The sequence below is a fragment of the Sphingopyxis selenitireducens genome, from assembly GCF_051550705.1.
Taxonomy (GTDB): Bacteria; Pseudomonadota; Alphaproteobacteria; order Sphingomonadales; family Sphingomonadaceae; genus Sphingopyxis.
In genome coordinates this window covers 401,903-423,254 of sequence record NZ_JBPULG010000003.1, presented here as the reverse complement: position 1 = coordinate 423,254, position 21,352 = coordinate 401,903, and the positions used below count along the sequence as shown (strand labels likewise).

General features: G+C 64.9%; 22 protein-coding genes. 6 read left to right on the top strand and 16 right to left on the bottom strand.

Going from position 1 to position 21,352, the window contains the following annotated elements; all coding sequences use genetic code 11:
* Nucleotides 1-595 precede the first annotated feature (595 nt).
* From ACSYDV_RS12005 to ACSYDV_RS11960, 10 genes are all read right to left on the bottom strand, one after another.
* Entirely contained in the window at nucleotides 596-1,930 is a 1,335-nt protein-coding gene (locus tag ACSYDV_RS12005; protein ID WP_438324049.1) for a sensor histidine kinase, read from the bottom strand.
* Complete coding sequence (locus tag ACSYDV_RS12000; RefSeq protein ID WP_438324048.1) at nucleotides 1,927-2,661, bottom strand: response regulator; 735 nt, start codon at nucleotides 2,659-2,661, stop codon at nucleotides 1,927-1,929. The genes ACSYDV_RS12005 and ACSYDV_RS12000 overlap by 4 nt, the downstream gene beginning before the upstream one ends.
* Nucleotides 2,662-2,798: 137 nt before the next feature.
* Nucleotides 2,799-3,428, bottom strand: a complete 630-nt coding sequence (locus tag ACSYDV_RS11995) for an EF-hand domain-containing protein (RefSeq protein ID WP_438324047.1) — start codon at nucleotides 3,426-3,428, stop codon at nucleotides 2,799-2,801.
* A 179-nt stretch (nucleotides 3,429-3,607) separates the two neighbouring features.
* Entirely contained in the window at nucleotides 3,608-3,835 is a 228-nt protein-coding gene (locus ACSYDV_RS11990; RefSeq protein ID WP_438324046.1) for a hypothetical protein, read from the bottom strand.
* A gap of 144 nt (nucleotides 3,836-3,979) precedes the next feature.
* On the bottom strand, nucleotides 3,980-4,921 hold the full coding sequence (locus tag ACSYDV_RS11985) for a Gfo/Idh/MocA family oxidoreductase (RefSeq protein WP_438324045.1): 942 nt from the start codon (nucleotides 4,919-4,921) through the stop codon (nucleotides 3,980-3,982).
* A gap of 2 nt (nucleotides 4,922-4,923) precedes the next feature.
* On the bottom strand, nucleotides 4,924-5,769 hold the full coding sequence (locus ACSYDV_RS11980) for a class III extradiol dioxygenase subunit beta (protein WP_438324044.1): 846 nt from the start codon (nucleotides 5,767-5,769) through the stop codon (nucleotides 4,924-4,926).
* Nucleotides 5,769-6,179 carry a protocatechuate 4,5-dioxygenase subunit alpha gene (gene ligA, locus ACSYDV_RS11975; protein WP_438324043.1) on the bottom strand — a complete coding sequence of 137 codons (411 nt, stop codon included), beginning with the start codon at nucleotides 6,177-6,179 and terminating at the stop codon, nucleotides 5,769-5,771. The genes ACSYDV_RS11980 and ligA overlap by 1 nt, the downstream gene beginning before the upstream one ends.
* On the bottom strand, nucleotides 6,176-7,198 hold the full coding sequence (locus ACSYDV_RS11970) for an amidohydrolase family protein (RefSeq protein ID WP_438324042.1): 1,023 nt from the start codon (nucleotides 7,196-7,198) through the stop codon (nucleotides 6,176-6,178). Before ACSYDV_RS11970 ends, ligA begins: the two co-directional genes overlap by 4 nt.
* Nucleotides 7,195-8,061 (bottom strand): NAD(P)-dependent oxidoreductase, encoded by an 867-nt coding sequence (locus ACSYDV_RS11965; protein WP_438324289.1) that lies wholly within the window; start codon nucleotides 8,059-8,061, stop codon nucleotides 7,195-7,197. Before ACSYDV_RS11965 ends, ACSYDV_RS11970 begins: the two co-directional genes overlap by 4 nt.
* A 53-nt stretch (nucleotides 8,062-8,114) precedes the next feature.
* The gene (locus ACSYDV_RS11960) at nucleotides 8,115-9,323 is read right to left on the bottom strand and encodes a LysR family transcriptional regulator (RefSeq protein WP_438324041.1); all 1,209 of its coding nucleotides are present in this window, start codon (nucleotides 9,321-9,323) and stop codon (nucleotides 8,115-8,117) included.
* A gap of 98 nt (nucleotides 9,324-9,421) precedes the next feature.
* Between ACSYDV_RS11960 and ACSYDV_RS11955 the strand changes: the two genes are divergently transcribed.
* Genes ACSYDV_RS11955 through ACSYDV_RS11945 form a run of 3 tightly spaced genes read left to right on the top strand, consistent with a single transcriptional unit; the run spans nucleotide 9,422 to nucleotide 12,028 of the window.
* Nucleotides 9,422-10,096 carry a 4-carboxy-4-hydroxy-2-oxoadipate aldolase/oxaloacetate decarboxylase gene (locus tag ACSYDV_RS11955; RefSeq protein WP_438324040.1) on the top strand — a complete coding sequence of 225 codons (675 nt, stop codon included), beginning with the start codon at nucleotides 9,422-9,424 and terminating at the stop codon, nucleotides 10,094-10,096.
* Nucleotides 10,089-11,144, top strand: coding sequence for a 4-oxalomesaconate tautomerase (locus ACSYDV_RS11950; RefSeq protein WP_438324039.1), 1,056 nt, complete (start codon nucleotides 10,089-10,091; stop codon nucleotides 11,142-11,144). Before ACSYDV_RS11955 ends, ACSYDV_RS11950 begins: the two co-directional genes overlap by 8 nt.
* Nucleotides 11,141-12,028, top strand: coding sequence for an amidohydrolase family protein (locus tag ACSYDV_RS11945; protein WP_438324038.1), 888 nt, complete (start codon nucleotides 11,141-11,143; stop codon nucleotides 12,026-12,028). The genes ACSYDV_RS11950 and ACSYDV_RS11945 overlap by 4 nt, the downstream gene beginning before the upstream one ends.
* 73 nt (nucleotides 12,029-12,101) lie before the next feature.
* Here the strand turns inward: ACSYDV_RS11945 and ACSYDV_RS11940 are convergent, their stop codons facing one another.
* On the bottom strand, nucleotides 12,102-12,434 hold the full coding sequence (locus ACSYDV_RS11940) for a hypothetical protein (protein ID WP_438324037.1): 333 nt from the start codon (nucleotides 12,432-12,434) through the stop codon (nucleotides 12,102-12,104).
* Nucleotides 12,435-12,582: 148 nt separating this feature from the next.
* On the opposite strand from ACSYDV_RS11940, the gene ACSYDV_RS11935 reads away from it, so the two are divergent.
* Genes ACSYDV_RS11935 through ACSYDV_RS11925 form a run of 3 tightly spaced genes read left to right on the top strand, consistent with a single transcriptional unit; the run spans nucleotide 12,583 to nucleotide 14,224 of the window.
* A complete protein-coding gene (locus ACSYDV_RS11935) occupies nucleotides 12,583-12,864 on the top strand; it encodes a GNAT family N-acetyltransferase (protein ID WP_438324036.1) in 282 nt (93 codons plus the stop codon).
* A 22-nt stretch (nucleotides 12,865-12,886) separates the two neighbouring features.
* Complete coding sequence (locus ACSYDV_RS11930; protein ID WP_438324035.1) at nucleotides 12,887-13,774, top strand: pirin family protein; 888 nt, start codon at nucleotides 12,887-12,889, stop codon at nucleotides 13,772-13,774.
* A gap of 21 nt (nucleotides 13,775-13,795) precedes the next feature.
* The gene (locus tag ACSYDV_RS11925; protein WP_438324034.1) at nucleotides 13,796-14,224 is read left to right on the top strand and encodes an OsmC family protein; all 429 of its coding nucleotides are present in this window, start codon (nucleotides 13,796-13,798) and stop codon (nucleotides 14,222-14,224) included.
* A 3-nt stretch (nucleotides 14,225-14,227) separates the two neighbouring features.
* Here the strand turns inward: ACSYDV_RS11925 and ACSYDV_RS11920 are convergent, their stop codons facing one another.
* From ACSYDV_RS11920 to ACSYDV_RS11900, 5 genes are read right to left on the bottom strand one after another with little or no spacing between them, the layout of a single operon-like run.
* Entirely contained in the window at nucleotides 14,228-15,163 is a 936-nt protein-coding gene (locus tag ACSYDV_RS11920) for a cation diffusion facilitator family transporter (RefSeq protein ID WP_438324033.1), read from the bottom strand.
* A 10-nt stretch (nucleotides 15,164-15,173) separates the two neighbouring features.
* Nucleotides 15,174-18,431, bottom strand: a complete 3,258-nt coding sequence (locus tag ACSYDV_RS11915) for an efflux RND transporter permease subunit (RefSeq protein WP_438324032.1) — start codon at nucleotides 18,429-18,431, stop codon at nucleotides 15,174-15,176.
* Nucleotide 18,432: 1 nt separating this feature from the next.
* The gene (locus ACSYDV_RS11910; RefSeq protein ID WP_438324031.1) at nucleotides 18,433-19,602 is read right to left on the bottom strand and encodes an efflux RND transporter periplasmic adaptor subunit; all 1,170 of its coding nucleotides are present in this window, start codon (nucleotides 19,600-19,602) and stop codon (nucleotides 18,433-18,435) included.
* 11 nt (nucleotides 19,603-19,613) lie between these two features.
* Nucleotides 19,614-20,822, bottom strand: a complete 1,209-nt coding sequence (locus ACSYDV_RS11905) for a TolC family protein (protein ID WP_438324030.1) — start codon at nucleotides 20,820-20,822, stop codon at nucleotides 19,614-19,616.
* Nucleotides 20,823-20,877: 55 nt separating this feature from the next.
* On the bottom strand, nucleotides 20,878-21,294 hold the full coding sequence (locus tag ACSYDV_RS11900) for a hypothetical protein (protein ID WP_438324029.1): 417 nt from the start codon (nucleotides 21,292-21,294) through the stop codon (nucleotides 20,878-20,880).
* Nucleotides 21,295-21,352 lie beyond the last annotated feature (58 nt).

Sequence of the window (21,352 nt, the reverse complement as noted above, 5' to 3'; positions counted from 1 at the left end):
GGCCTGCCTTGCCTTTGCAAGGTCGAACGGGAGGAAGGCGGGTCCCGGGTCAAGCCCGGGATGACGAAGGTGGAAAATGACGGCTTGCCACCCCATTTGCGCCGTTGGCTGCCGATATGAATCAAACGACCGGAAGCGACAGGTGGCGGACATTGTTTGTCCACGGAACCAATGCAGGATAAAGAGCTGCCATGGTCTTGCTTATCGCAATCCCGCCTGCGCTAATCATTCTATCCAGCTTGTTGCTCGGTAAAGCATTCCAAGCGCGATTTCCGACGCGCTGGTGGCTTGTCCGCCTAGGCTTTGTTCCGCTGATTTTTCTCTGTTTCGCGTGCTATGTCATGGCCACTCCGACGCCAATCCCTTACGACTATGACCTCGAGTTTCATGGAAACACTGGGCGGACGGACTTCCTCGCCATCATGGTGTTGGGGCTTATTCTACCAACCATATACGTCGCCGTCGCGTTTCCGGTTTCGATTGCATATGCTTTTTGGAAGCGGCGAACTCAAACGCATCCTCAATAGAACGGCGTCCGCTCCCCACCCCAAAACGACCCGCGCCTCGTCGAACAGCAGCGATGGCTCCGCTGGCGCTATATTTGAACCGGCAGCGAAATCACGGCATCGAGCCCGCCGCCGTCGCGGTTGACGAGCGTCAGCGTACCGCCCTCGCCCTCCGCAATATCGCGCGCGATCGACAGGCCAAGGCCAGCGCCGCCGGTCGCGCGGTTGCGCGATTCCTCGCCGCGCGCGAAAGGCTCGATCAGCGTTTTGATCTGTTCGTCGGTCAGTCCGGGGCCGTCATCGGACACGATGATCCGTACCTGACCGCCCGTTGCGATCACCGACAGGCGCGCGCGCGCGCCATAGGCAATCGCATTGTCGGCGAGGTTGCGCAGCGCGCGCTTGAGCAGCATCGGCCGCGCCATCACCTCGACGTCGGCGATGTCGGCGATCGCGACATCCTTGCCGCGCTCGCGGTAATCGGCCGCCAGTTCACCGACCAGCGTGCCGAGCCCGATGCGCTCCTGCTCCTCGGTCCCCGCGCCCGACCGCGCGAGCGCCAATATGTCGGTCAGCATCGCGGTCATTTCCTCGATGCTCGCGATCATCTTGTCGCGCAGAGCGTCATTATCGACCTGTTCGACCCGCACGCGCAGGCTCGCAAGCGGGGTGCGCAGGTCGTGACCGACAGCACCGAGCATGCGGTCCTTGTCGGACAGCATCGTCACGATCCGCGCGCGATAGGTGTTGAAGGCGCTGATCAGGTCGCGCACGTCCGACGGCCCTTCCTCCTTCAGCGCCCGCGCTTCACGCAGCCCGGGATTGATGCGCGCGGCGCGCGTCAGATCGCGCAGCGGCCGCGCCGCGCGCCAGGCGATCAGCATGATGGGCACGAGAAGCATCAGGTAAAGCAACAGCGTCTGCCACACCAGAAAGCCCTGCAATCCGCCGCCACCTGAGGGCATGCGAGTGCGAACGATGTAATAGCGACCATCGACATTCGCCGACACCATCACCGTCCGCCCCGGATATTTGCCTCCCTTGGCGTGCGGACGCTGGTGTAGTCCCCATGCTTCGACGGTGCGCGGCCGAAGGTCGGCCTCTATCAGCAATCCCGATACATAATCGGCGAGATCGGGCAGCGCCACGGCATGCGGCGGAACGCGCGGAGGATGATCGAGAACGCGGAAACGCTGGCCGCGTTCGCCCGCATCGCGATGGTCGGCCTCGAGGACGCCGCGCCTGTCGCGGTCGATCGCATCGACGATCCGCCCGACCGCCATGCCGCCGCCGTGCGCCAGCATCTGTTGCTTCTGGCCGCGCGCCAGCATCGTAAAATTGATCGCCTGCGCGATGAACAGCATCACCGCGACGGCAAAGACCAGCTGTCCGATCAGGCTTTTGGGCCACAGGCGGAGTGTCACGCCGCGGGCCCCATCCGCTTGACCTCGCAGGCCAGCGTATAGCCGCCGCCCCACACGGTCTTGACGATCTGCGGATGCGCCGGATCCTCCTCGATCTTCTTGCGCAGGCGGCTGACCAGATTATCGATCGCGCGGTCGAAGATATCGGCCTCGCGCCCGCGCACCAGATCGAGCAGCCGGTCGCGGCTCATCACCTGTCGCGGATGGCGGACGAGCGCCTGAAGCAAGTGAAACTCGCCCGACGACAGGGCAACCTCCTGCCCCGCATCATCGACGAGCACGCGCTCGACCTCACGCAATACCCAGCGGCCGAAGGCATAGCTGGTGCCGGTCGCGTCGATTGCGCGGCCGCCTTGCTGCGTGCGGCGCAGTACGGTGCGGATGCGCGCAACCAGTTCGCGGGGATTGAAGGGTTTGACGACATAATCGTCCGCGCCAATTTCCAGCCCGACGATCCGTTCGGTATCCTCGGCCCTTGCAGTCAGCAGGATGACGGGAATGCTGCTCGTCTCGCGCAGATGGCGGGTCAGCGACAGCCCGTCTTCGCCCGGCATCATGATGTCGCTGACCACCAGATCGACGCTTTGCGCGCGCAGCACCGATCGCGCCTCGGCGGCGTTCGCGGCGTCGGTGACGGCAAAGCCCTGCGCGGCCAGATATTCGGCCAGCGGTTCGCGGATCGACGGTTCGTCGTCGATCAGGAGGATGCGGGGCGTGTCGCTATCGGTCATTCGGTGTCCGCTATTTCAGGCAGTGGTGCGCCCATCGATCAAGGACCGATGAGCGCACCCGTGCTGGCAGGGACCGGTGGCAAAGGCAATGGCGGAGGGGGAAAGCCTGTCCGTTGCCGCCGGTCCCGGCCAAGGGCTTAGTTGCTGGCGGGCGAAGCCGGCGGAGCGCCGCGCTTGCCGCGCATCGCCTGACGGGCTGCCTGGCGTTCCTCGGCGGTCACCTGACCATCCTTGTTCGCATCCATGCGGTCGAAGCGAGCGAGCGCCGATGCCGTGAACTCGGCCTGGCTGATCGCCTTGTCGCCATTGGTATCGGCCTTCATCCAGCCGCCGCCCATCTCGCCATGCCGGCCGCCATGATGGCCGCCTCGCTTGCCATGGCCGCGCATTCCGTCACCGCGCTTGCCGCCCTGGACTTCACCCGCAGCCGCGCGCTTTTCGCCTCGTTCGGCACGCTTGGCGGCACGATCGGCGCTATGCTGATCCCATTCGGCCTTGCTGATGCTGCCGTCCTTGTTGGCATCGAGCGCGGCAAAGCGCTTTGCCTGCATTTCGGTACGGCGGGCGGCATGATCGGCCGCGTCGATCTTGCCATCCTTGTTGGCATCCATGCGGGCGAACATCTGTGCCGCCGAAGCCTGCGCCTCGGCGCGGGTCAGCACGCCATTGCCATCGGCGTCGCCCATGTTCCGGTCGCCGGGGGCGGCAAGAACGGGTGCTGCGATCAACGCGGCACCCAGCGTAAGAAGGGAAATCTTCGTTTTCACGTCACGAACTCCTGTCAAAGGACCCAAAGGGGCGTCCTGATGACAGCGTTCTAGGCGCCACTTGTCCCAGCGGATTGCCGGATTGACAGAAAATTGTAGCAAATTGTCGCAGAAACGGCGCGCCGTTCATCTCGCCGCAAGCGGGCAAGCCAGCGCGCCATTATCTGCAGCCAACGCCGTCAGGCGCTGACAGGCTCGTCATCATCGTTATTGTCGATGATGAGCGCGGCCGTCACACCGCCAATCAGGCCGATCAGCCCGATGATCCAGCTTGCATTGCCACCCAGATCATTTTCGCCGCTGGTCGTCGAAGTGGCGCGCGCGCTGGGCGCAGCCGAAGCAGCCACCGGCGCTGCTACCAGCGCAATAGCAGCGAGCGACGCCGAAATTTTCCTGAAGTTGGACATGAAATCCTCCGTGCTGACGATGGGTTTGGATGAACAACAGAAACGAATGTCGCGCTCCATTGATCCCGTCAGCACGCGCTTGTCACAGCCGTTCGACCGCTAATCGGCACGGCCCATGGCGCTTATGACGCCCGTCCGCTCGCTTCATCGTCCGAGTTGCGTTTGCAGCGCGTCGAGCACGCGATAGCATGGCATCACCTGTGCGACGCTGGCATTGGGCTCGCGCCCCTCGCGGATCGCCGCGATAAATTCGCGGTCCTGCAATTCGATGCCATTGCTCGAAACCGCGACCCCCGTCAGGTCGACCGGCTCTTCCTTGCCCGACACCAGATCGTCGTAGCGCGCGATCCATGTGCCATTGTCGCAGATATAGCGGAAGAAGGTGCCCAGCGGGCCGTCGTTGTTGAAACTGAGCGACAGGGTGCAGATCGCGCCGCTTTCCGCCTTGAGCTGGATCGACATGTCCATCGCGATCCCGAGTTCGGGATGGATCGGCCCTTGAATCGCATTGGCCGCGACGATCGGCCCCGCCTGATATGCGAACAGGTCGACGGTGTGCGCGGCATGGTGCCAGAGCAGATGATCGGTCCATGATCGCGCCTCGCCCTTCGCGTTCATATTCTTGCGGCGGAAGAAATAGGTCTGGACGTCCATCTGCTGGATATCGAGTTCGCCCGCGGCGATCCTGCGGTGCAGATATTGGTGGCTGGGGTTGAAGCGCCGCGTATGGCCGACCATCGCGACCAGTCCCGTTTCCTGCGCCTTGGCCAGCACGGCTTCACCCTCGGCCAGATTGTCGCACAGCGGAATCTCGACCTGCACATGCTTGCCGGCCTCCAGGCACTGGATCGTCTGGCTGGCGTGCATCTGGGTCGGGGTCGCGAGGATCACCGCGTCGAGGCCGGGCTGGTCCAGCGCTTCGGCCAAATCGGTGCAGGCGTGGCCGATGCCATATTTCGCCGCGACCGCCTGCGTCGGCTCCAGCCGCCGTCCGACCACCGAAACCACCTCGACCCCGTCGATCCGTTTCAGCGCATCCAGATGCTTTTCACCAAAGGCGCCGGCGCCGGCGAGAGCAATTTTCACATTCATTCTCCAACGGGTTCAAGGACGATATGCCCCACGGCGGTATTGCTCGCGGGCACATGATAATGACGGTGCAGCGTGCGCGTCGTGGCTCCCAGCGCCCCGCGCATGACCAGCCACATCACCATCTCGATCCCCTCCGATCCTGTCTCGCGAAGATATTCGATGTGCGGGATGTGGCGCAGCTCCTGCGTGCTGCCCTCGAGACGGTCGAGAAAATGATTATCCCATTCGCGGTTGATCAACCCCGCGCGCTCGCCCTGCAATTGATGGCTCATCCCGCCGGTGCCCCATATCTGCACGTTCAGATCCTCGGGAAAGCTCGCCACCGCGCGGGCGATCGCTTCGCCGAGCGCCCAGCAGCGATTGCCCGACGGCGGCGGATAGGTGACGACATTGACCGCAACCGGGATCACCCGGCACGGCCATGCGGCAGGCTTTCCGAACATCATCGTCAGCGGCACGGTCAGGCCATGATCGACCTCCATCTCGTTGATGATCGTCAGGTCGAATTCGTCGAGGATGCAGCTTTGCGCAATGTGCCAGGCCAGGTCGGGATGCCCCTTCACCACCGGCACCGGGCGCGGTCCCCAACCCTCGTCGGCGGGCTGATATTCCTCGGCACATCCGATCGCAAAGGTCGGGATAATCTTCATGTCGAACGCCGTGGCATGATCATTATAGACGAGGATCACCACGTCGGGCTTCTGCTCTTCCTCCCACCGCTTCGTCCATTCATAACCGGCAAAGGCGGGGGCCCAATAGGGTTCGGCGGTCTTGTCCAGATCCGACGCGACGCCAAGCGCCGGGATATGGCTCGACGCCACGCCTGCGGTGATCCGCGCCATTATCGTTTGTCCCTGATCGATCGCTGCCCCTCGGGCGAGCGTCCTCCGGCGATCATCATCGCCGAATAATCCTCAAGGCTCATGCCGCTCATCGTGCTCACCGCCTGAAGAAAGCTCTGTCCGTCGGTCGAAAAAATCTTGGCCATGAAATAGATGTTCCCGCCCAGATCCAGCAGCCGGTTGTAGTCGCGCGCGAGCACGGCCTGCCTCTGATCCTCGCTCATCGGCCATTCGTCGAGATAGGCGCGCTCGCCCGCCTTCCAGCGCTCGCGGTTCTCGGCCTTGATCAGGCTCATCGCGAACTGGTTGAGGTGATAGCCCTGCCGCGCGCGCTTCGCGGTGAAGACGCGCGTGCCGGGAATGTCGTCGAACGCCGCGAGATAATCGTGGATGTCCTGTGGGCCGCTCATAGTCCGCGCGCTTTCAGCCGGGCGTCGAGCCGCGGAAAGACGCGCCGCGCATTGCCCTCGAAGATCGCATGGCGCTGCGCCTCGTCGATCGGCAGCGCGTCGATATAGCGTTTGGTGTCGTCGAAATGAAAGCCAGTCTGCGGATCGATGCCGCGCACCGCGCCGACCATCTCGCTGCCGAACAGGATATTCCGCGTGTCGATCACTTCATTGAGCAGGTTGATGCCCGGCTGGTGATAGACGCAGGTATCGAAAAAGACATTGTTCATGACATGCCCATCGAGGTCTGGCTGTTTCAGCATGTCGGCCAGCCCGCGATACCGCCCCCAATGATAGGGCACCGCGCCGCCGCCATGCGGAATAATGAAACGCAGCGCCGGGAAATCGGCGAACAAATCGCCCTCGATCAACTGCATGAAGGCGATGGTGTCGGCCGCGATATAATAAGCGCCGGTCGCGTGGAGCCCCGGATTGCAGCTGCCTGAAACATGGATCATCGCCGGAACGTCGAGTTCGACCATCTTCTCGTAGAAGGGATACCAGAAACGGTCGGTCAGCGGCGGGGCGGTGAAATGCCCGCCCCCCGGATCGGGATTCAGATTGCAGCCGATGAAACCCATATCGACGCAGCGCTCCAGCTCTTCGATCGAGCCCTGCATGTCGGCGCCGGGCGATTGCGGCAACATACACACCGGCGCGAAAATATCGGGATAGAGCGCGGCGCAGCGCGCGATCAGGTCATTGTTCACCCGCGCCCACGCCCTGGAAACACTCTCGTCGCCGACATGCGGCGCCATCGCCGAGGCTCGCGGCGAGAAGATCGTCATATCGGCGCCGCGCTCGCGCAGCAGACGAAGCTGGTTCGCCTCCAGCGTTTCGCGGATCTGATCGTCGCCGATCGCGGGATAGGCCGGGGCCGCCTCCCCGGACTTAAACGCCGCCTTTTGCGCGTCGCGCCATTCATTATGCGCGGGCGGCGCGGTTGTGTAATGGCCGTGGCAATCGATAATCAGCGTCACGCGGCCTCACCCTTTCCATATGTTCCGAGCATCTCGAGCTTGGCCGCCAGCCCTTCGGGCGCGGCCAGCCCCAGCTTGCCAATCGCGCGTTGGCGCTCGGCGGTGCCCCGCGTCATCGCCGAGCCCGTCCCAAGCGCGTCGAGGGTCTTCACCACCTCTTCCATCTCGGCGGCGCGGCGCAGCCCGTGGACCATCATCCGCTCGAGATTATAGTCGGCCTTCCCGGCCCATCCTCCCCCGGCCCCGCCGGCATCGAGCGACGCGAGAAGCTGTTCGGTGACACCCGCCGCGTGCGCCGCGAGAAAGCATTCGGCGGTCAGCGCCTCCAGTCCCTTGACCATGACCGAGCGGATCATCTTGATTGACGAGGCCGCGCCCACGGGTCCGGCGATCGCCGTGACATTGGTGAAGCCGATCTCGGCCAATAGCGCAGCGCCCGCTTCGGCGTGCGGGCCGCTGACGAGCAAGGGAACGCTTTGCCGCGCCGGATGGACCGGCGCCATGATCGCCACATCGACATAACGCCCGCCCGCGGCTTCGACGGCGGCGGCGGCCGCGCGCTTGGTGTCCGGCGCGACGCTGTTCATGTCGAGCCACAGCGCGCCATTTTCGAGCAGGGGTGCGGCGGACTGCGCCGCGATCAACGCCTGATCGGCGGTCACCAGCGACAATATTGCATGCGCGCCGCCCAGTGCTTCGGCCGCCGTGTCGCATGCCGCCACCCCGGCGCCGGCAAAATCGTCGAGCTTCGCGCTACGTCGGGCGGGATCGTCGGTCGCAAGGTCATAGCCGCGCGCGGGCGCAACGCCGGCAAAGGCAGCGCCCGCTTCTCCAAAACCGATAAAGACGAAGGCGGCGGTCATCCGCCGGGCATAGGCAGCGTGCAGGACGGCCGCCAATCCAATTGCCTGACAGCTTATTTATTTTCCGGAATTCTGGTTTCTATTGCTGCGCTTTGGAGCAGACCAATAAACCGGCGCTGCGCCGCGGTCGGTCGCCAGCCTGCCCGGGTAGTAATCCCGATCGTCCGCACGCCGCCTTCCAGCGGCCGACCGATCGCGGCAAGGACCCCGCTCTCAACCTCCAGCGCCACCTGATCGGGCGACAACAGGGTGAGCAAGTCGCTGTCCACAAGAATCCCGCGGATCACCATGACCGACCCGCATGCGATCGGCGCCTCGGGCGGGCTTCTCCCTGCGAACAAGCCATCCCAATGCGCGCGCAGCGGTGCATTGCCATGGCCGACGATCCAGCCGAACCGCGCCAGATCGTCGAGGCCGGGGTCGGGCATCGACGCCAGTGGGTGCCCCGCGCGCCCGATCACGACCAGCCGGTCGGTGAACAGCGGATGCTGCTCCAATCCCTGTGGCGTCTCGTCGCGCAGCGCGCCGATCATCAGGTCGATCACTCCGTCGCGCAGCGGCTCCACCAGCTCGCGCCACGATCCTTCGACCACATCGACGAGCGCGCGCGGCGATCCCCCGACGAAGGTCGCGATCGCCCGGGGCAGCAGCAACGCGCGCGAAAGCGGCATCGCCCCGACCGCGATCACCCCGCTTTCCTCTTCGCCCGAAAGCTCGGCGATTCCGGCCCCGATTTCGCGCGCGGCGAGCCGAACCCCGCGCGCGAGCGCACGCCCCGCGGCGGTCAGCACAACTCCGCGGCCACGCCGCTCGGCCAGCGCAACGCCGCAAACCTGTTCCAACTCACGGGTCGCGCGGTGGAGCGCGGGCTGCGACACTCCCGTCACCCCCGCCGCGCCGACAAAACTGCCCGCATCGGCTAGCGCGAGAAAGGCCTGGAGCTGGCTGGCGGTCATCAACTGCTCGGGCCGCGCAAAGCCGCGCCCGCCGCGACGGGCGGCCCCGCGCATCGCTGCAGCCAGATGTTCGAACGCCGCGGCGGCCCGCGCCGCCATCAGCGTTCCCGCCGCCGTCGGCACCACCCCGTCGGGACGGCGATCGAACAACGCCGCGCCCAGCTGCCGCTCCAGCTTTGCCAGTCCCTGAGTCAGCGCCGGCTGCGACATATGCACCGCATGGGCCGCGGCATTCATCGTGCCGTGCGCCATGATCGCGGTGAGCGCGCGCAGATGCCGGAGGTTGAGATCAAAGGGCGATATCATCGCCCCAGATATAGCAAAAACTTATCGGCCGCGCATAGTTGTGAATTGAGCGCGAGCCCGGCTGCACCCTATGCTCCTTCCGACTTCAGGAGAATATCATGGCAGGACGCGTCGTCCGCAACATCGCCCGCGCCGAGACAGCGGTGATCGACGGGCTCGCCGCCTGCGGAGTTGCCACGGTGCACGAGGCGCAAGGCCGGATCGGCCTGCTCGCCAGCCGGATGCGTCCCATTTATCCCGGCGCGCGGGTCGCCGGATCGGCGGTGACCATATCGGCGCCGCCCGGCGACAATTGGATGATCCATGTCGCGATCGAGCAGTTGCAGCCGGGCGACATTCTCGTCCTCGCACCGACAAGTCCCTGCGAGGATGGCTATTTCGGCGACCTGCTCGCGACTTCGGCGATCGCACGCGGATGCCGCGGACTGGTGATCGACGCGGGGGTTCGCGATATACGCGACCTGACCGCGATGGGGTTTCCCGTGTGGTCCAGGGCGATTTTCGCGCAAGGCACAGTCAAGGCGACGCTGGGGTCGGTCAATGTGCCGATCGTCTGCGCGGGCGCGGCGATCGAGGCCGGCGATGTCATCGTCGCGGACGATGATGGCGCCTGCGTCGTCAAACGCGCCGACGCCGCCAACGTGCTGGCAAAGGCACAGGCGCGCGAGGCGAATGAGGAAGTGAAGCGCCAGCGCCTCGCGGCGGGTGAACTCGGGCTCGATATTTACGCCATGCGCGGCAAGCTGGAAGCGATGGGCCTTGTCTATGAATGACGGCACCCGCTGCATGTGGATGCGCGGCGGGACATCGAAAGGCGGCTTCTTTGTCGCCGATGACCTGCCCGCCGACACCGCCGAACGCGATGCGTTCCTGCTGCGGGCGATGGGATCGCCCGACCCGCGCCAGATCGACGGAATGGGCGGTGCCGACCCGCTGACCTCCAAGGTCGCGATTATATCGAAATCGGTCCGCGACGGCGTCGATGTCGACTATCTCTTCCTTCAGATCTTCGTCGATCAGGCCATTGTTTCCGACAGCCAGAATTGCGGCAATATGCTGGCCGGGGTGGGCCCCTTTGCGATCGAGCGCGGGTTGGTTGCCGCTACCGGCGATGAAACGCGCATCGCGATCTTCATGGTCAATACCGGCCAGACCGCGGTGGCGACGGTTCAAACCCCGAGCGGCCTGCCGTCCTATGATGGCGAAGCGCGGATCGACGGAGTGCCGGGAAGCGCGGCGCCGATCCCGCTCGAATTTCGCGACACCGCCGGATCGTCGTGCGGCGCCCTGCTACCGACCGGCCGAGCGGCCGACATGATCGACGGCATTGCCTGCACATTGATCGACAATGGCATGCCGTGCGTCGTCCTGCGGGCGGGCGATGTCGGCGCCACCGGATATGAAGGCCGCGAGGAACTCGACGCCGCGACCGGGCTCAAGGCCCGGATCGAGGCAATCCGGTTGCAGGCCGGAGCGATGATGAACCTCGGCGATGTTACTGAAAAATCGGTCCCCAAGATGATGCTCGTCGCCCCGCCCGCACATGGCGGCGCGGTGACGGTGCGCAGCTTTATCCCGCATCGCGCCCATGCGACGATCGGCGTTCTGGGCGCCGTCAGCGTCGCGACCGCCTGCCTGATCAACGGATCGCCCGCCGCCGCGGTTGCTGTCGTCCCCGATGGTTCCCGCAAGATGCTGTCGGTCGAGCATCCGACCGGCGAGATGAGCTGCGTGCTGGAACTCGGCGCAAATGGCGACGTCGCAAGCGCCGCGCTGCTCCGCACCGCGCGCAAGCTGATGGACGGGATGATTTTCGCATGAGCGCAGACGAACAGGGCCGGATACGCAGCTGGGCCGAACAGCCGTCGAAGCCGCACTATGTGCCGCCGGCCGGAGCGGTTGACGCGCATTGCCACGTGTTCGGCCCCTCCGCTGAATTTCCGTTCAGCCCGCAGGCCAAATATCTGCCGCAGGATGCCGAACCCGACATGCTGTTCGCGCTGCGCGATCATCTGGGCTTTGCACGCAATGTGATCGTTCAGGCGAGCTGCCACGGGACCGACAATCGCGCGACACTCGATGCAATAGCCAGGTCGAACGGCAACGCGCGCGGGGTCGCGGTCGTCGATCCCGCGATAGCGGACGGCGACCTGACGGCGCTCCACGCACAAGGCATTCGCGGCGTGCGCTTCAATTTCCTCAAGCGGCTGGTGGATAACGCACCCAAGGATCAATTCCTCGAACTCGCGCACAGGCTGCCCGACGGATGGCATGTCGTCGTCTATTTCGAGGCTGACATTCTGGAGGAGATGCGCCCCTTCCTCGCCGCGATTCCGGTGCCGATCGTCATCGACCATATGGGGCGGCCCGACGTCGCGCAGGGCCCCGACGGCGCCGACATGCGCGCCTTTCGCACATTGCTCGACAGCCGGGACGATATCTGGAGCAAGGTCACCTGCCCCGACCGCCTTTCGCCAAAGGGTCCGCCCTATGACGATTTCGTCGCAGCGGTCGCCCCGCTGGTCGAGGCGTATCAAGATCGGGTACTCTGGGGCACCGACTGGCCGCACCCCAATATGGAACATCACATCCCCGACGATGGCGGGCTGGTCGATGTCATCCCGCGGATCGCGCCGACCGCCGCACTCCAGCACAAGCTGCTCGTCGCCAACCCGATGCGCCTCTATTGGCCCGAAGAATCCTAGCCCCCGGCGCCCCCAATCCAGTGTAGTTCGCCGGATTATCGAAGGCAAAGCCGGGACGCGGATAGCGCCCGCTTCAGCCTTTATGGGCGCCCCGTTCAGGACGGGCACGCCTCCAGCGCAGGCCGATCATCAACACCAGCGGCCAGAAGATCGTGTTGATAATGTCGAAAATCGTGTCGGGCATCCGCCAGGCGCCATGGGCAAGCCGATCGACCGCTTCCTTTGCCAAAGCGGCCGCCAGCACGACCAGAAACGGCGTCCATGTCGCGAGGGACCGTCTGGTCACCACCCGCGCGAGAAACATCACCGCCATCCCGGCGTGGACGTGAAGAAGCGAATCGGGTGCCCCGGTCCGGTCTCCGATACTCTGGACCAGTAATCTGTAGCTTTCGAAATGGTCGATCATTGCGTGTCTTTGGACGCGCGTGCCCGGGCTGTCTATTATCTTACGCCGGAACTGCTGGAATTCCGGCAAGAGCGAATGATAGTAATCGTCCGCATCCCACAGCCGATGCGGACAGGATTCGCCTAACGGCCAGAAAAGGTTCGATTGAATGGATAACCAGATCATCGACAACCCCGACCAGCGACGCTTCGAACTGGCGCTGGATGACGATTTGATCGCTGCCGCTTACTACCGGATCGAGGACGGCCGGGTCGTGCTGACCCATACCGAAGTGCCTTATGAAGTTTCAGGCCAGGGGATCGGGTCGCGGCTCGCGCGCGGCGTGTTCGATGCCATCAGGGCCAGCGGGCGCAAGGCCGTGCTCAAATGCAGCTTCATGGTGCGCTTCTATGCCGCGCATCCCGAATATTCGGATATTGTCGACGGCTGACCGCCGACGGAGGAGATGAGATATGATCGAAATGGTGATTGAACAGCGCCGCCGCAGCCTTGGCGGCGGGCTGGAAGTCGGCCGGGTTTTGCCCTTCGCCAAGCGGCGCATGGTCGGTCCCTTTGTTTTCTTTGATCATATGGGGCCGCTCGACGTCGCGGCAGGCGTTGGGAGCGACCTCGACGTCCGGCCGCATCCGCATATCGGCCTGTCGACCGTCACCTATCTCTTCTCGGGCGAGATCATGCACCGCGACAGCGTCGGGTCCGAACAGGCGATCCGGCCGCAGGAGGTCAACTGGATGACCGCCGGGAGCGGGATTACCCATAGCGAACGGTTCGAAAAGGCGCGCGCGGTCGGCGATCATCTGCACGGGATTCAAGCGTGGGTCGCGCTGCCGACTGCCGATGAGGAAGAGACGCCCTCCTTCTCGCACCACGCGGGTGCCGACCTGCCGCACTGGAGCGATGGCGGGGTCGAGGGGCATTTGATCGCGGGAAGTGCCTTTGGCCTGACCGCCGCGGCGCGCACTCATTCGCCGCTCTTCTATGCCCATCTGGATATGGCGCCCGGCGCGGTTGCCGAAATCCCGTCCGATTTCTCGGAACGCGCGCTTTATGTCGCGACCGGTGCGGTCGAATTTGACGGTGCGCGTTATGAGGCCGGCAAGATGCTGGTGCTCGGCAAAGGCGCGTCGAAACTGCGTGCCGCCGAACAATCGACCGTCATGCTGCTGGGCGGCGAACCGATCGGCGAGCGCTATCTTTATTGGAATTTCGTTTCCTCGTCGCAGGACCGGCTGGCGCAGGCGGCCGAGGATTGGAAGGCGGGCCGGATGAAGCTGCCCGATGCCGACCATGACGAATTTATCCCCCTGCCCGACGGACCGCCGCCGCCCACAAAAGCCTGAAAGCCGCGCGAGGAGACACAGATGACCGACCTGATCAGCGCCACCGTCACGGAAACCGGCGAGAGCGATTTTGCCGTGCGCATCACCACCGGCCGCCACAGCCTGACCGGTGACGAGCCTGCCGATATGGGCGGCGCAGACCTTGGCCCGTCGCCCTATCAACTGCTGGCATCGGCGCTGGGCGAGTGCACCGCGATGACGGTGCGCTGGTTCGCCCGGCAGCAGAAATGGCCGCTCGACCATGTCGCGGCCGAGGTCACGCACCGGAAGGGCGAGGTCGAAGGGCGCGCCGGAAAAGTCGATATTTTCACGAAGACGGTGGCGCTCCGTGGCGATGCGCTGACCGATGAGCAACGCACCCGGCTGCTCGATGTCGCGGCGAAATGCCCGGTGCATCGCACGCTGGAAAATGGCGCGCATATCACGACGGAAATGGCCGCCGCGACATAGGATTCAGGGGTGGATGATGCCATCGCCCTCCCCGCAGGCGATGGTTTCGGCCTGGATCGTCGCGTGCGAGATGTGGAACCGCGACCCCAGCATGTCGATCACCGCGTGGCGAACCGTCTCGGCGTCGGCGCCCCCCGCCAGCGCGACATGCGCGGTCAGGCTGGCGTCGTCGCCGGCGACCGACCACAGGTGGAGGTCGTGGACGCCGTCGACCCCCGCAACCTCGCCCATCGCAGTCCGGATGGCATTGAGGTCGAAACCGCGCGGGACGCCCTGAAGCAGAATATGGGTGGTATCGCGCAGCAATATCCAGGTGCGCGGCAAGACCCACAGGCCGATCGCAATCGCGACGATCGGGTCGATCCAATTATAGCCGGTGAGATAGATGGCGATCGCCGCGCCGATCACCCCCAGCGAGCCGAGCATGTCGGCCCACACCTCCAGATAGGCGCCCTTGATATTGAGGCTGCTGTCGCGTCCCCCGGCGAGGATGCGCATCGCGATCAGGTTCACGATCAGCCCCAGCGAAGCGACCGCCAGCATCCCCAGCGATTCAACCGGACGCGGGTCGAAAAAGCGCCCGATGCCTTCGATCGTCACATAGCCCGCGACCGCGAACAACAGGATCGCGTTGAACGCCGCCGCCAATATCTCGAACCGCCGATAACCGAAGGTACGCTGATCGTCGGGCGGACGCTGGCCGATCTTTACCGCCGCCAGCGCAATCGCGAGCGCGGCGGAATCGGTGAACATATGCGCCGCGTCAGACAATAGCGCGAGGCTGTCGAAGACATAGGCCCCGACCATTTCGGCCACGAGGAAAGTCGAGGTCAGCCCCAGCGCGAGAGCGAGCCTTTTGCTGCTCGCCCCCGCGCCATGGTTGTGACCGGCATGACCACCGCCACCGGCGTGATCCGCATGGGAGTGGGGGTCGCTCACATCGCTTCTCCTAACTGCCCTGGTTCGGAACCGCGGGTCCCCCCAACGCCGTGACATCGCTGTAATCGCCAGCGACATGTTTCGGATATCGCCCGCGCAACAGCAAGTGGCTGATCGCGGGGAGGACGAACAGCGTCAGCAGGGTCGAGGTGATCAGCCCGCCGATCACGACGATCGCCAGCGGTTTCTGCACCTCGGCCCCGGTCCCGGTGGCGAGCGCCATGGGCACGAAGCCGATCGCCGGGACGATCCCCGTCATCAGCACCGCACGCACCCGCTCCATCACCCCCTCGCCAATCGCGACATCGACGGTTTTGCCGGCGTCGATGCGCTGGTTGATGCTCGTCATCACGACGAGCCCGTTGAGCACGGTGACGCCCGATAGCACGATGAAGCCGACCGCCGCCGAGACCGAGAACGGCAGACCGGTCAGGAGCAGCGCGAACACCCCGCCGGCGAGCGCCAGCGGGATCGCCGAATAGACCGCGACCGCCTGTCGCACCCCGCCCAATGCCATGAACAGGATGCCGAAGATTGCGGCGAAGATCAGCGGGATGACGACCGACAGGCGCGCCGAGGCGGCTTGCAGATTTTCAAACTGCCCGCCCCATTCGATGAAGCTGCCCGACGGCAATTTCACCTGTTCTTTCACCTTTTCCTGTGCCTCGGCGACGAATGAGCCGAGGTCGTTGCCGCGCACATTCGCCTGTACGACGACGCGGCGCTTGCCATTTTCGCGGCTCACCTGATTCAGTCCTTCGGAGAAGCTGAATTTGGCCAGTTCGCTCAATGGCACCGAAGCGCGCGTGCCGCCTTCGCCGGGAAGCAGGACCGGCAGCGCGCCGACCGCATCGAGATCGTCGCGCGTTGCGCCGTCGAGCCGGACGACGATATCATAGCGCCGGTCGCCCTCGAAGATGATGCCCGCCTCACGCCCGCCAAGCGCCGCCGCGACGGTATCGCTGACGTCCTGCAGGGTCAGGCCGTAACGCGCGATGGCGTCGCGATCGAACTGGACATCGAGGACGGGAAAGCCCGCCGTCTGTTCGACCTTGACGTCGGCCGCGCCGGGGACGGTGTTGAGGATCGCCGCGACCTGCTGGGCTGCCCGGCCCATTTCATCGAGATCGTCGCCATAAAGCTTGATCGCGATGTCGCCGCGCACCCCGGCGATCAGCTCGTTGAAGCGGAGCTGGATCGGCTGGCTGATTTCAAAGGCATTGCCGACCAGTGGATCGAGCTGTTTCTCGACCCGCTCGATCACATCATCCTTCGTCCGCACCCCGTCGGGCCACGCGTCGCGCGGTTTCAGGATGATGAACGTATCCGATGCATTGGGCGGCATCGGGTCGCTTGCGACCTCCGCCGTCCCGGTTTTCGAATAGATGAAGGCGACCTCGGGCAGTTTCGCCACCGCCTTTTCAACCTGAAGTTGCATCGCCTGCGACGTCGCGAGCGAGGTCGAGGGGATGCGCAATGCCTGCATCGCCAGATTGCCCTCCCCCAGCACCGGGATAAACTCGCTGCCGAGCATGCCAAACGCCAGCACCGCCGCGGCGAAGGTGCCGCCGCCCGCACCGATCCACGGCCAGGGGCGCGCAATGACCCGATCGAGCAGCGGCGCATAGCGGCGTTTGACCCAGCTGATCGCCTTCACTTCCTTTTCGGCGACCTTGCCGCGAATGAGCAAGGCGACCATCGCAGGAACAAAGGTCAGCGAGGCGATGAACGCCGCGCCCAGCGCGAGCAGGACCGTAATCGCCATCGGCGAGAAGGTCTTGCCCTCGACCCCGGTAAAGGTCAGCAGCGGCACGAAGACGAGGAAGATGATCGCCTGACCATAGATTGTCGGCTTGATCATCTCGCGAGAGGCTTCGAACACCTCGTGCAACCGCTCCGACAGCGTGAGCAATCGCCCTTCATGATGCTGGCGTTCGGAAAGACGCCTGAGGCAGTTTTCGATGATGATGATCGACCCGTCGACGATCAGCCCGAAATCGAGCGCGCCGAGGCTCATCAAATTGCCCGACGTGCCCGTGACGTTCATCCCCGTCCCCATGACAAGGAAGGAGATCGGGATGACCAAAGTCGCGATCACCGCGGCGCGGAAGTTGCCGAGCAGCCAGAACAGCACGGCGGCAACGAGCAAGGCACCCTCGGCCAGATTTTTCTCGACCGTGCCGATCGTCGCATCGACCAGTTCCGACCGGTCGAGGACAGGCTTCACCACAATCCCCGGCGGCATTGATCGCGCGACCTCTTTCAGCCGTTCGGCCGCCGCCGATGCGACGAGACGGCTGTTGCCATCGGCGAGCATCAGTACGGTGCCGATGACCAGTTCCTTGCCATTTTCCGACGCCGATCCGGTTCGCAGATCGCCCCCGATCACCACCGTCGCGACATCGCGCACCAGCACCGGAACCCCGCCCCGGCTCGCCACGGTCGCACGGCCAATCTCGTCGAGCGTGCGGATGCGGCCATCGGCGCGGACGAGAAAGGCCTCGCCGCCGCGTTCGACGAAATGGGCGCCAACCGAGATATTGGCACGTTCCAGCGCTTCGGCGAGTTCGGAGAAGCTGATGCCATAGCTCGCCAGTTTCGTCGCGTCGGGCTGAACGACAAACTGCTTCTCATAGCCGCCGATCGAATCGATCCCGGCGACACCGGACACCGACCGAAGCTGCGGGCGGATCACCCAGTCCTGCACGGTGCGCAAATAGCCGAGCTTTGCGACCTCATCGGTCAGCAGTTCGCCCGACGGGGTCATGTACGAACCGTCGGTCTGAAACCCCGGCTTGCCGGCGGTCTTCGCCTTGGCTGCCGTCGGCGCGAAATCGACCGTGTACATCAGCACTTCGCCAAGCCCGGTCGAAACCGGGCCCATCTGCGGTTCGGCGCCTTCGGGCAAAGTGCCCTTGGCCTGCGCGAGCCGTTCGGCGACCTGCTGCCGCGCGAAATAAAGGTCGGTATGATCTTCGAAAATCACCGTAACCTGACTGAAGCCGTTGCGCGAGATCGAGCGCGAGCTTTGCAGGCCGGGAATGCCGGCCATTGCCGTTTCGACCGGAAAGGTGACGAGCCGTTCGATGTCGAGCGGCCCCAGATTGGGCTCGACCGTGTTGATCTGGACCTGTTTGTTGGTGATGTCGGGAACGGCATCGATCGGCAGCTTCAAAAGCTGCGTCAGTCCGTAAGCCGAAATGATGAGGGTGATGAGGACCACCGCCCAGCGAAAGCGTATCGACGCATCGAGAAGTTTTTCGATCATCTCAATGCTCCGCCTCGCCCTTGCCGAGTTCGGCCTTGAGCATGAAGGCACCGCGCGTCGCGATCACCGCGCCGGGCTTGACCCCGTCGACAATCTCGATCCGTCCGCCGCCGCGATTGCCGGTGACGACCGGAACCGCCTGAAATCCCTTGGCGGTCTTCACGAACACCACATCGCGTCCCTCGACCGACTGCACCGCCTCATCGGGTAGCGCGATCAGGCTGGAGGCCGTGCCTCCGCGCGGCTTGATCCGCGCGCGCAGTCCCTGCCCCGGGGTCAATTCGACCACGCTATCCGGCGCCAGCACGACCGTGACGGTCCGGCTTTCCGGATCAAGCCCAGGCGTCGCCGATCGCACGACCGCGCCCACCGTCGCACCGCCGGGCAGCTCGATGACCGCCGTGTCGCCGGGCTGGACCCGGCGCGCATCGACGGCGGGCACCGATGCCTCGACCTGAATGCGCCGCGGGTCCGACACGCGAAACAATTCGGCGCCCGCTGGCACATAAGCCCCCAGCCGCGCGTCCGATTTGGTGATCCGGCCCGAAATCAAACTGGTCACTGCCAGCGTGCGGCCATCGCCCGACAGATTCGCCGCCGACGCCGCCGATTGCGAACGCCGCGCTTCGGCTTCGGCCTCGGCAAGCGCGGCAGCGGCACCTTCCAGATCCTGTTTCGCGGTGATGCGGGCGTCGAACAATTTCTTCTCACGCGCATAGGTCGACCGCGCAAGCGCCAGCCGCGCCGAGGCGGAGCTGCGTTCCGAAGCGATCGCCGCAGCGTCACGGCTTTCGATCACAGCGACAACATCGCCCGCGCGCACCGCATCGCCGAGACGGCGATGGATGCGGGTGATCGCGCCGTCGGCGCGCGCGGTCAGCACCGCCTCGCCATCGGGGGTCGCCGCGACAATCGCCTGCGCCAATATTTCCGATCCTAGCCCGCCCGCCTGAACGGTTTCGGTGAGGATGCCGGCGCCCTTGGCGCGGGCTTCATCCATCAATATCTGGCCCTCGACATGCCCTTCCTCTTCCGCTTCGGCGGGCGCCGCAGCGGAGGCCGGTGCCGATGGCGCCATCGACCGGCCGAGCAAAACACCCCCGCCGCCCAGCACAAGCGCGCCGACCGCAACGGCGGCGAGCAGATAATTACGGTTTTCCATGATGTTCATGATCAATATCCCTATTGCGCGTTGGCACGGCCCAGCGCGGCGAGCGCGCGGGCGCGGTCGAGCTGCGCTTCGATGAGTTTGAGGTTGGCACCGGTCAGCGCCTCTTGCGCATCGATCAGCTCGACCAGCGTGAATTTGCCTTGCTGATAGCCAATGCCGGCGATCCGTGCGGCCTCACTCGCCTGCCACAACCCTGCACCCGACAGCGCCGACAGGCGCTCGCTGGCGGCCGCCAGCATCAGTTCGGCATCCCGGCGCGAGAAGCGCGTGTCGAGGCGCGCCTGGGCGAGCTGCGCTTCGGCCGCCTCACCCTCCGCCCGCGCCGCCGCGATATTGCCACGATTGCGATTGCTGAACGGCAAAGGGATGGACACGCCCATCATCAGCGCCGTCTCGCCGCCCTCACGGAAATTGCGCACCCCGCCCGATGCGGTGACATCCGGAACACCCTCCGCCTGCGCCAGACGGATCCGCGCCGACGCCGCATCGCGCTCGGCCGAGGCCAGCCGTTCGTCGAGGCTCTGCGCATCGGTCGCCAGCGTGGGCGGCGCCGGGACATCCTGCGCCACCGCCGACAGGTCCGGATCGTCGCTGCCGATCAGCAAGGCCAGCCGTTGACGCGTCGACAAAAGCTGCCCAGCGGCGCGCAGCCGTTCGGCGTTCGCCTCGGCGAGCAGCGCATCGGCGCGCAATTTGGTCAGCGGCGGATCGCGGCCAACATCGACGAGCGTTTCGGCGATCCGTGCCAATTCGGTGGCGCGCGCAAAGACGCTTTGCGCCAACCCCGCCCGGTCATCGGCCGCACGCAATTCGGCATGCGCAACCCCGATGTCATAGGCAAGATCCGCCTCGGCACGCCGCAACGCGAGCTCGGCAAAATCGCGCTCAGCCGCAGCGACCGCCTTTCGCGCCCGCCGCTTGCCACCCAGTTCAAACTGCTGCGACACCGCGACACTGGTCTCGGTCTGGCCAAAGCTGCGATAGGGTCCGCTGCCGCTGAAATTTTCAACGTCGACGGACAATTCCGGGTTCGGCCGGACGCCCGCCTGCAAGGCGCGCCCTTCGGCGGCCTTCACTTCGGCGCGCGCCTTGGCGATCCGCGGCGACACATCCTGTCCGCGCGTGAGTGCGTCGGCCAGCGTGACGGGTTCCGCAAATGCCGGACTCCCCGTCATGGTCAGCGCCCCTGCCAGCAGCAGGGGGCCCAATGATTTCAACATAAATGCTCCTGATCAATGCGTGACGACGCGGGCGAAGGCCCGCGCGAAGCAAGGATCAGGCTGAAGGAGGCTGGGTCGGCGGCGCGGTCGCGCGCGATGCGAGAACCGCCGTGCGCTGACGGAAGAACAGGCCATCGGGAACGGGCCTGTCGCGCGCCTGCGAAGCCGCGTCGAGTTCGATACAGGCCGAGCAATGATGATGATCGATGTGGAGCGCAGGCTCACCGTCCGGGACGGTTTCGCCGTCCAACTCTTGCGCCTCGATCAGGCTGCAATCGATGTCGATCATTTCCAGCGCATGGTGCCCCGGCTCCGCCTGCGCCAGCGCCGGAACGGCCACGCTGCCGAACAACAGCGAGAATGCGAGGACAATACGGACCAGAAACGCCGACATGGGCCGCCACCTAACATGCGCGGCGCCCGACGACAATCGCATCGCCTTTCCCGCATCCATGTCAAAACGGCCAAGCATCGAAAATCCCCGTCGATCGCATTCGAGTCGGGCCAGCTTATGCACGCTGTAGCAGCTA

Excerpts from the sequence above, each read along its gene's own strand:
- ACSYDV_RS11945 (WP_438324038.1), top strand. The coding sequence starts at position 11,141 with ATGAGCGCAGACGAACAGGGCCGGATACGCAGCTGGGCCGAACAGCCG.
- ligA (WP_438324043.1), bottom strand. The coding sequence starts at position 6,179 with ATGAGCGGCCCACAGGACATCCACGATTATCTCGCGGCGTTCGACGAC.
- ACSYDV_RS11950 (WP_438324039.1), top strand. The coding sequence starts at position 10,089 with ATGAATGACGGCACCCGCTGCATGTGGATGCGCGGCGGGACATCGAAA.
- ACSYDV_RS11935 (WP_438324036.1), top strand. The coding sequence starts at position 12,583 with ATGGATAACCAGATCATCGACAACCCCGACCAGCGACGCTTCGAACTG.
- ACSYDV_RS11905 (WP_438324030.1), bottom strand. The coding sequence starts at position 20,822 with ATGTTGAAATCATTGGGCCCCCTGCTGCTGGCAGGGGCGCTGACCATG.
- ACSYDV_RS11980 (WP_438324044.1), bottom strand. The coding sequence starts at position 5,769 with ATGGCGCGGATCACCGCAGGCGTGGCGTCGAGCCATATCCCGGCGCTT.
- ACSYDV_RS11925 (WP_438324034.1), top strand. The coding sequence starts at position 13,796 with ATGACCGACCTGATCAGCGCCACCGTCACGGAAACCGGCGAGAGCGAT.
- ACSYDV_RS11965 (WP_438324289.1), bottom strand. The coding sequence starts at position 8,061 with ATGACCGCCGCCTTCGTCTTTATCGGTTTTGGAGAAGCGGGCGCTGCC.
- ACSYDV_RS11990 (WP_438324046.1), bottom strand. The coding sequence starts at position 3,835 with ATGTCCAACTTCAGGAAAATTTCGGCGTCGCTCGCTGCTATTGCGCTG.
- ACSYDV_RS12000 (WP_438324048.1), bottom strand. The coding sequence starts at position 2,661 with ATGACCGATAGCGACACGCCCCGCATCCTCCTGATCGACGACGAACCG.
- ACSYDV_RS11915 (WP_438324032.1), bottom strand. The coding sequence starts at position 18,431 with ATGATCGAAAAACTTCTCGATGCGTCGATACGCTTTCGCTGGGCGGTG.
- ACSYDV_RS11910 (WP_438324031.1), bottom strand. The coding sequence starts at position 19,602 with ATGAACATCATGGAAAACCGTAATTATCTGCTCGCCGCCGTTGCGGTC.
- ACSYDV_RS11930 (WP_438324035.1), top strand. The coding sequence starts at position 12,887 with ATGATCGAAATGGTGATTGAACAGCGCCGCCGCAGCCTTGGCGGCGGG.
- ACSYDV_RS11940 (WP_438324037.1), bottom strand. The coding sequence starts at position 12,434 with ATGATCGACCATTTCGAAAGCTACAGATTACTGGTCCAGAGTATCGGA.
- ACSYDV_RS11955 (WP_438324040.1), top strand. The coding sequence starts at position 9,422 with ATGGCAGGACGCGTCGTCCGCAACATCGCCCGCGCCGAGACAGCGGTG.
- ACSYDV_RS11900 (WP_438324029.1), bottom strand. The coding sequence starts at position 21,294 with ATGCTTGGCCGTTTTGACATGGATGCGGGAAAGGCGATGCGATTGTCG.
- ACSYDV_RS11960 (WP_438324041.1), bottom strand. The coding sequence starts at position 9,323 with ATGATATCGCCCTTTGATCTCAACCTCCGGCATCTGCGCGCGCTCACC.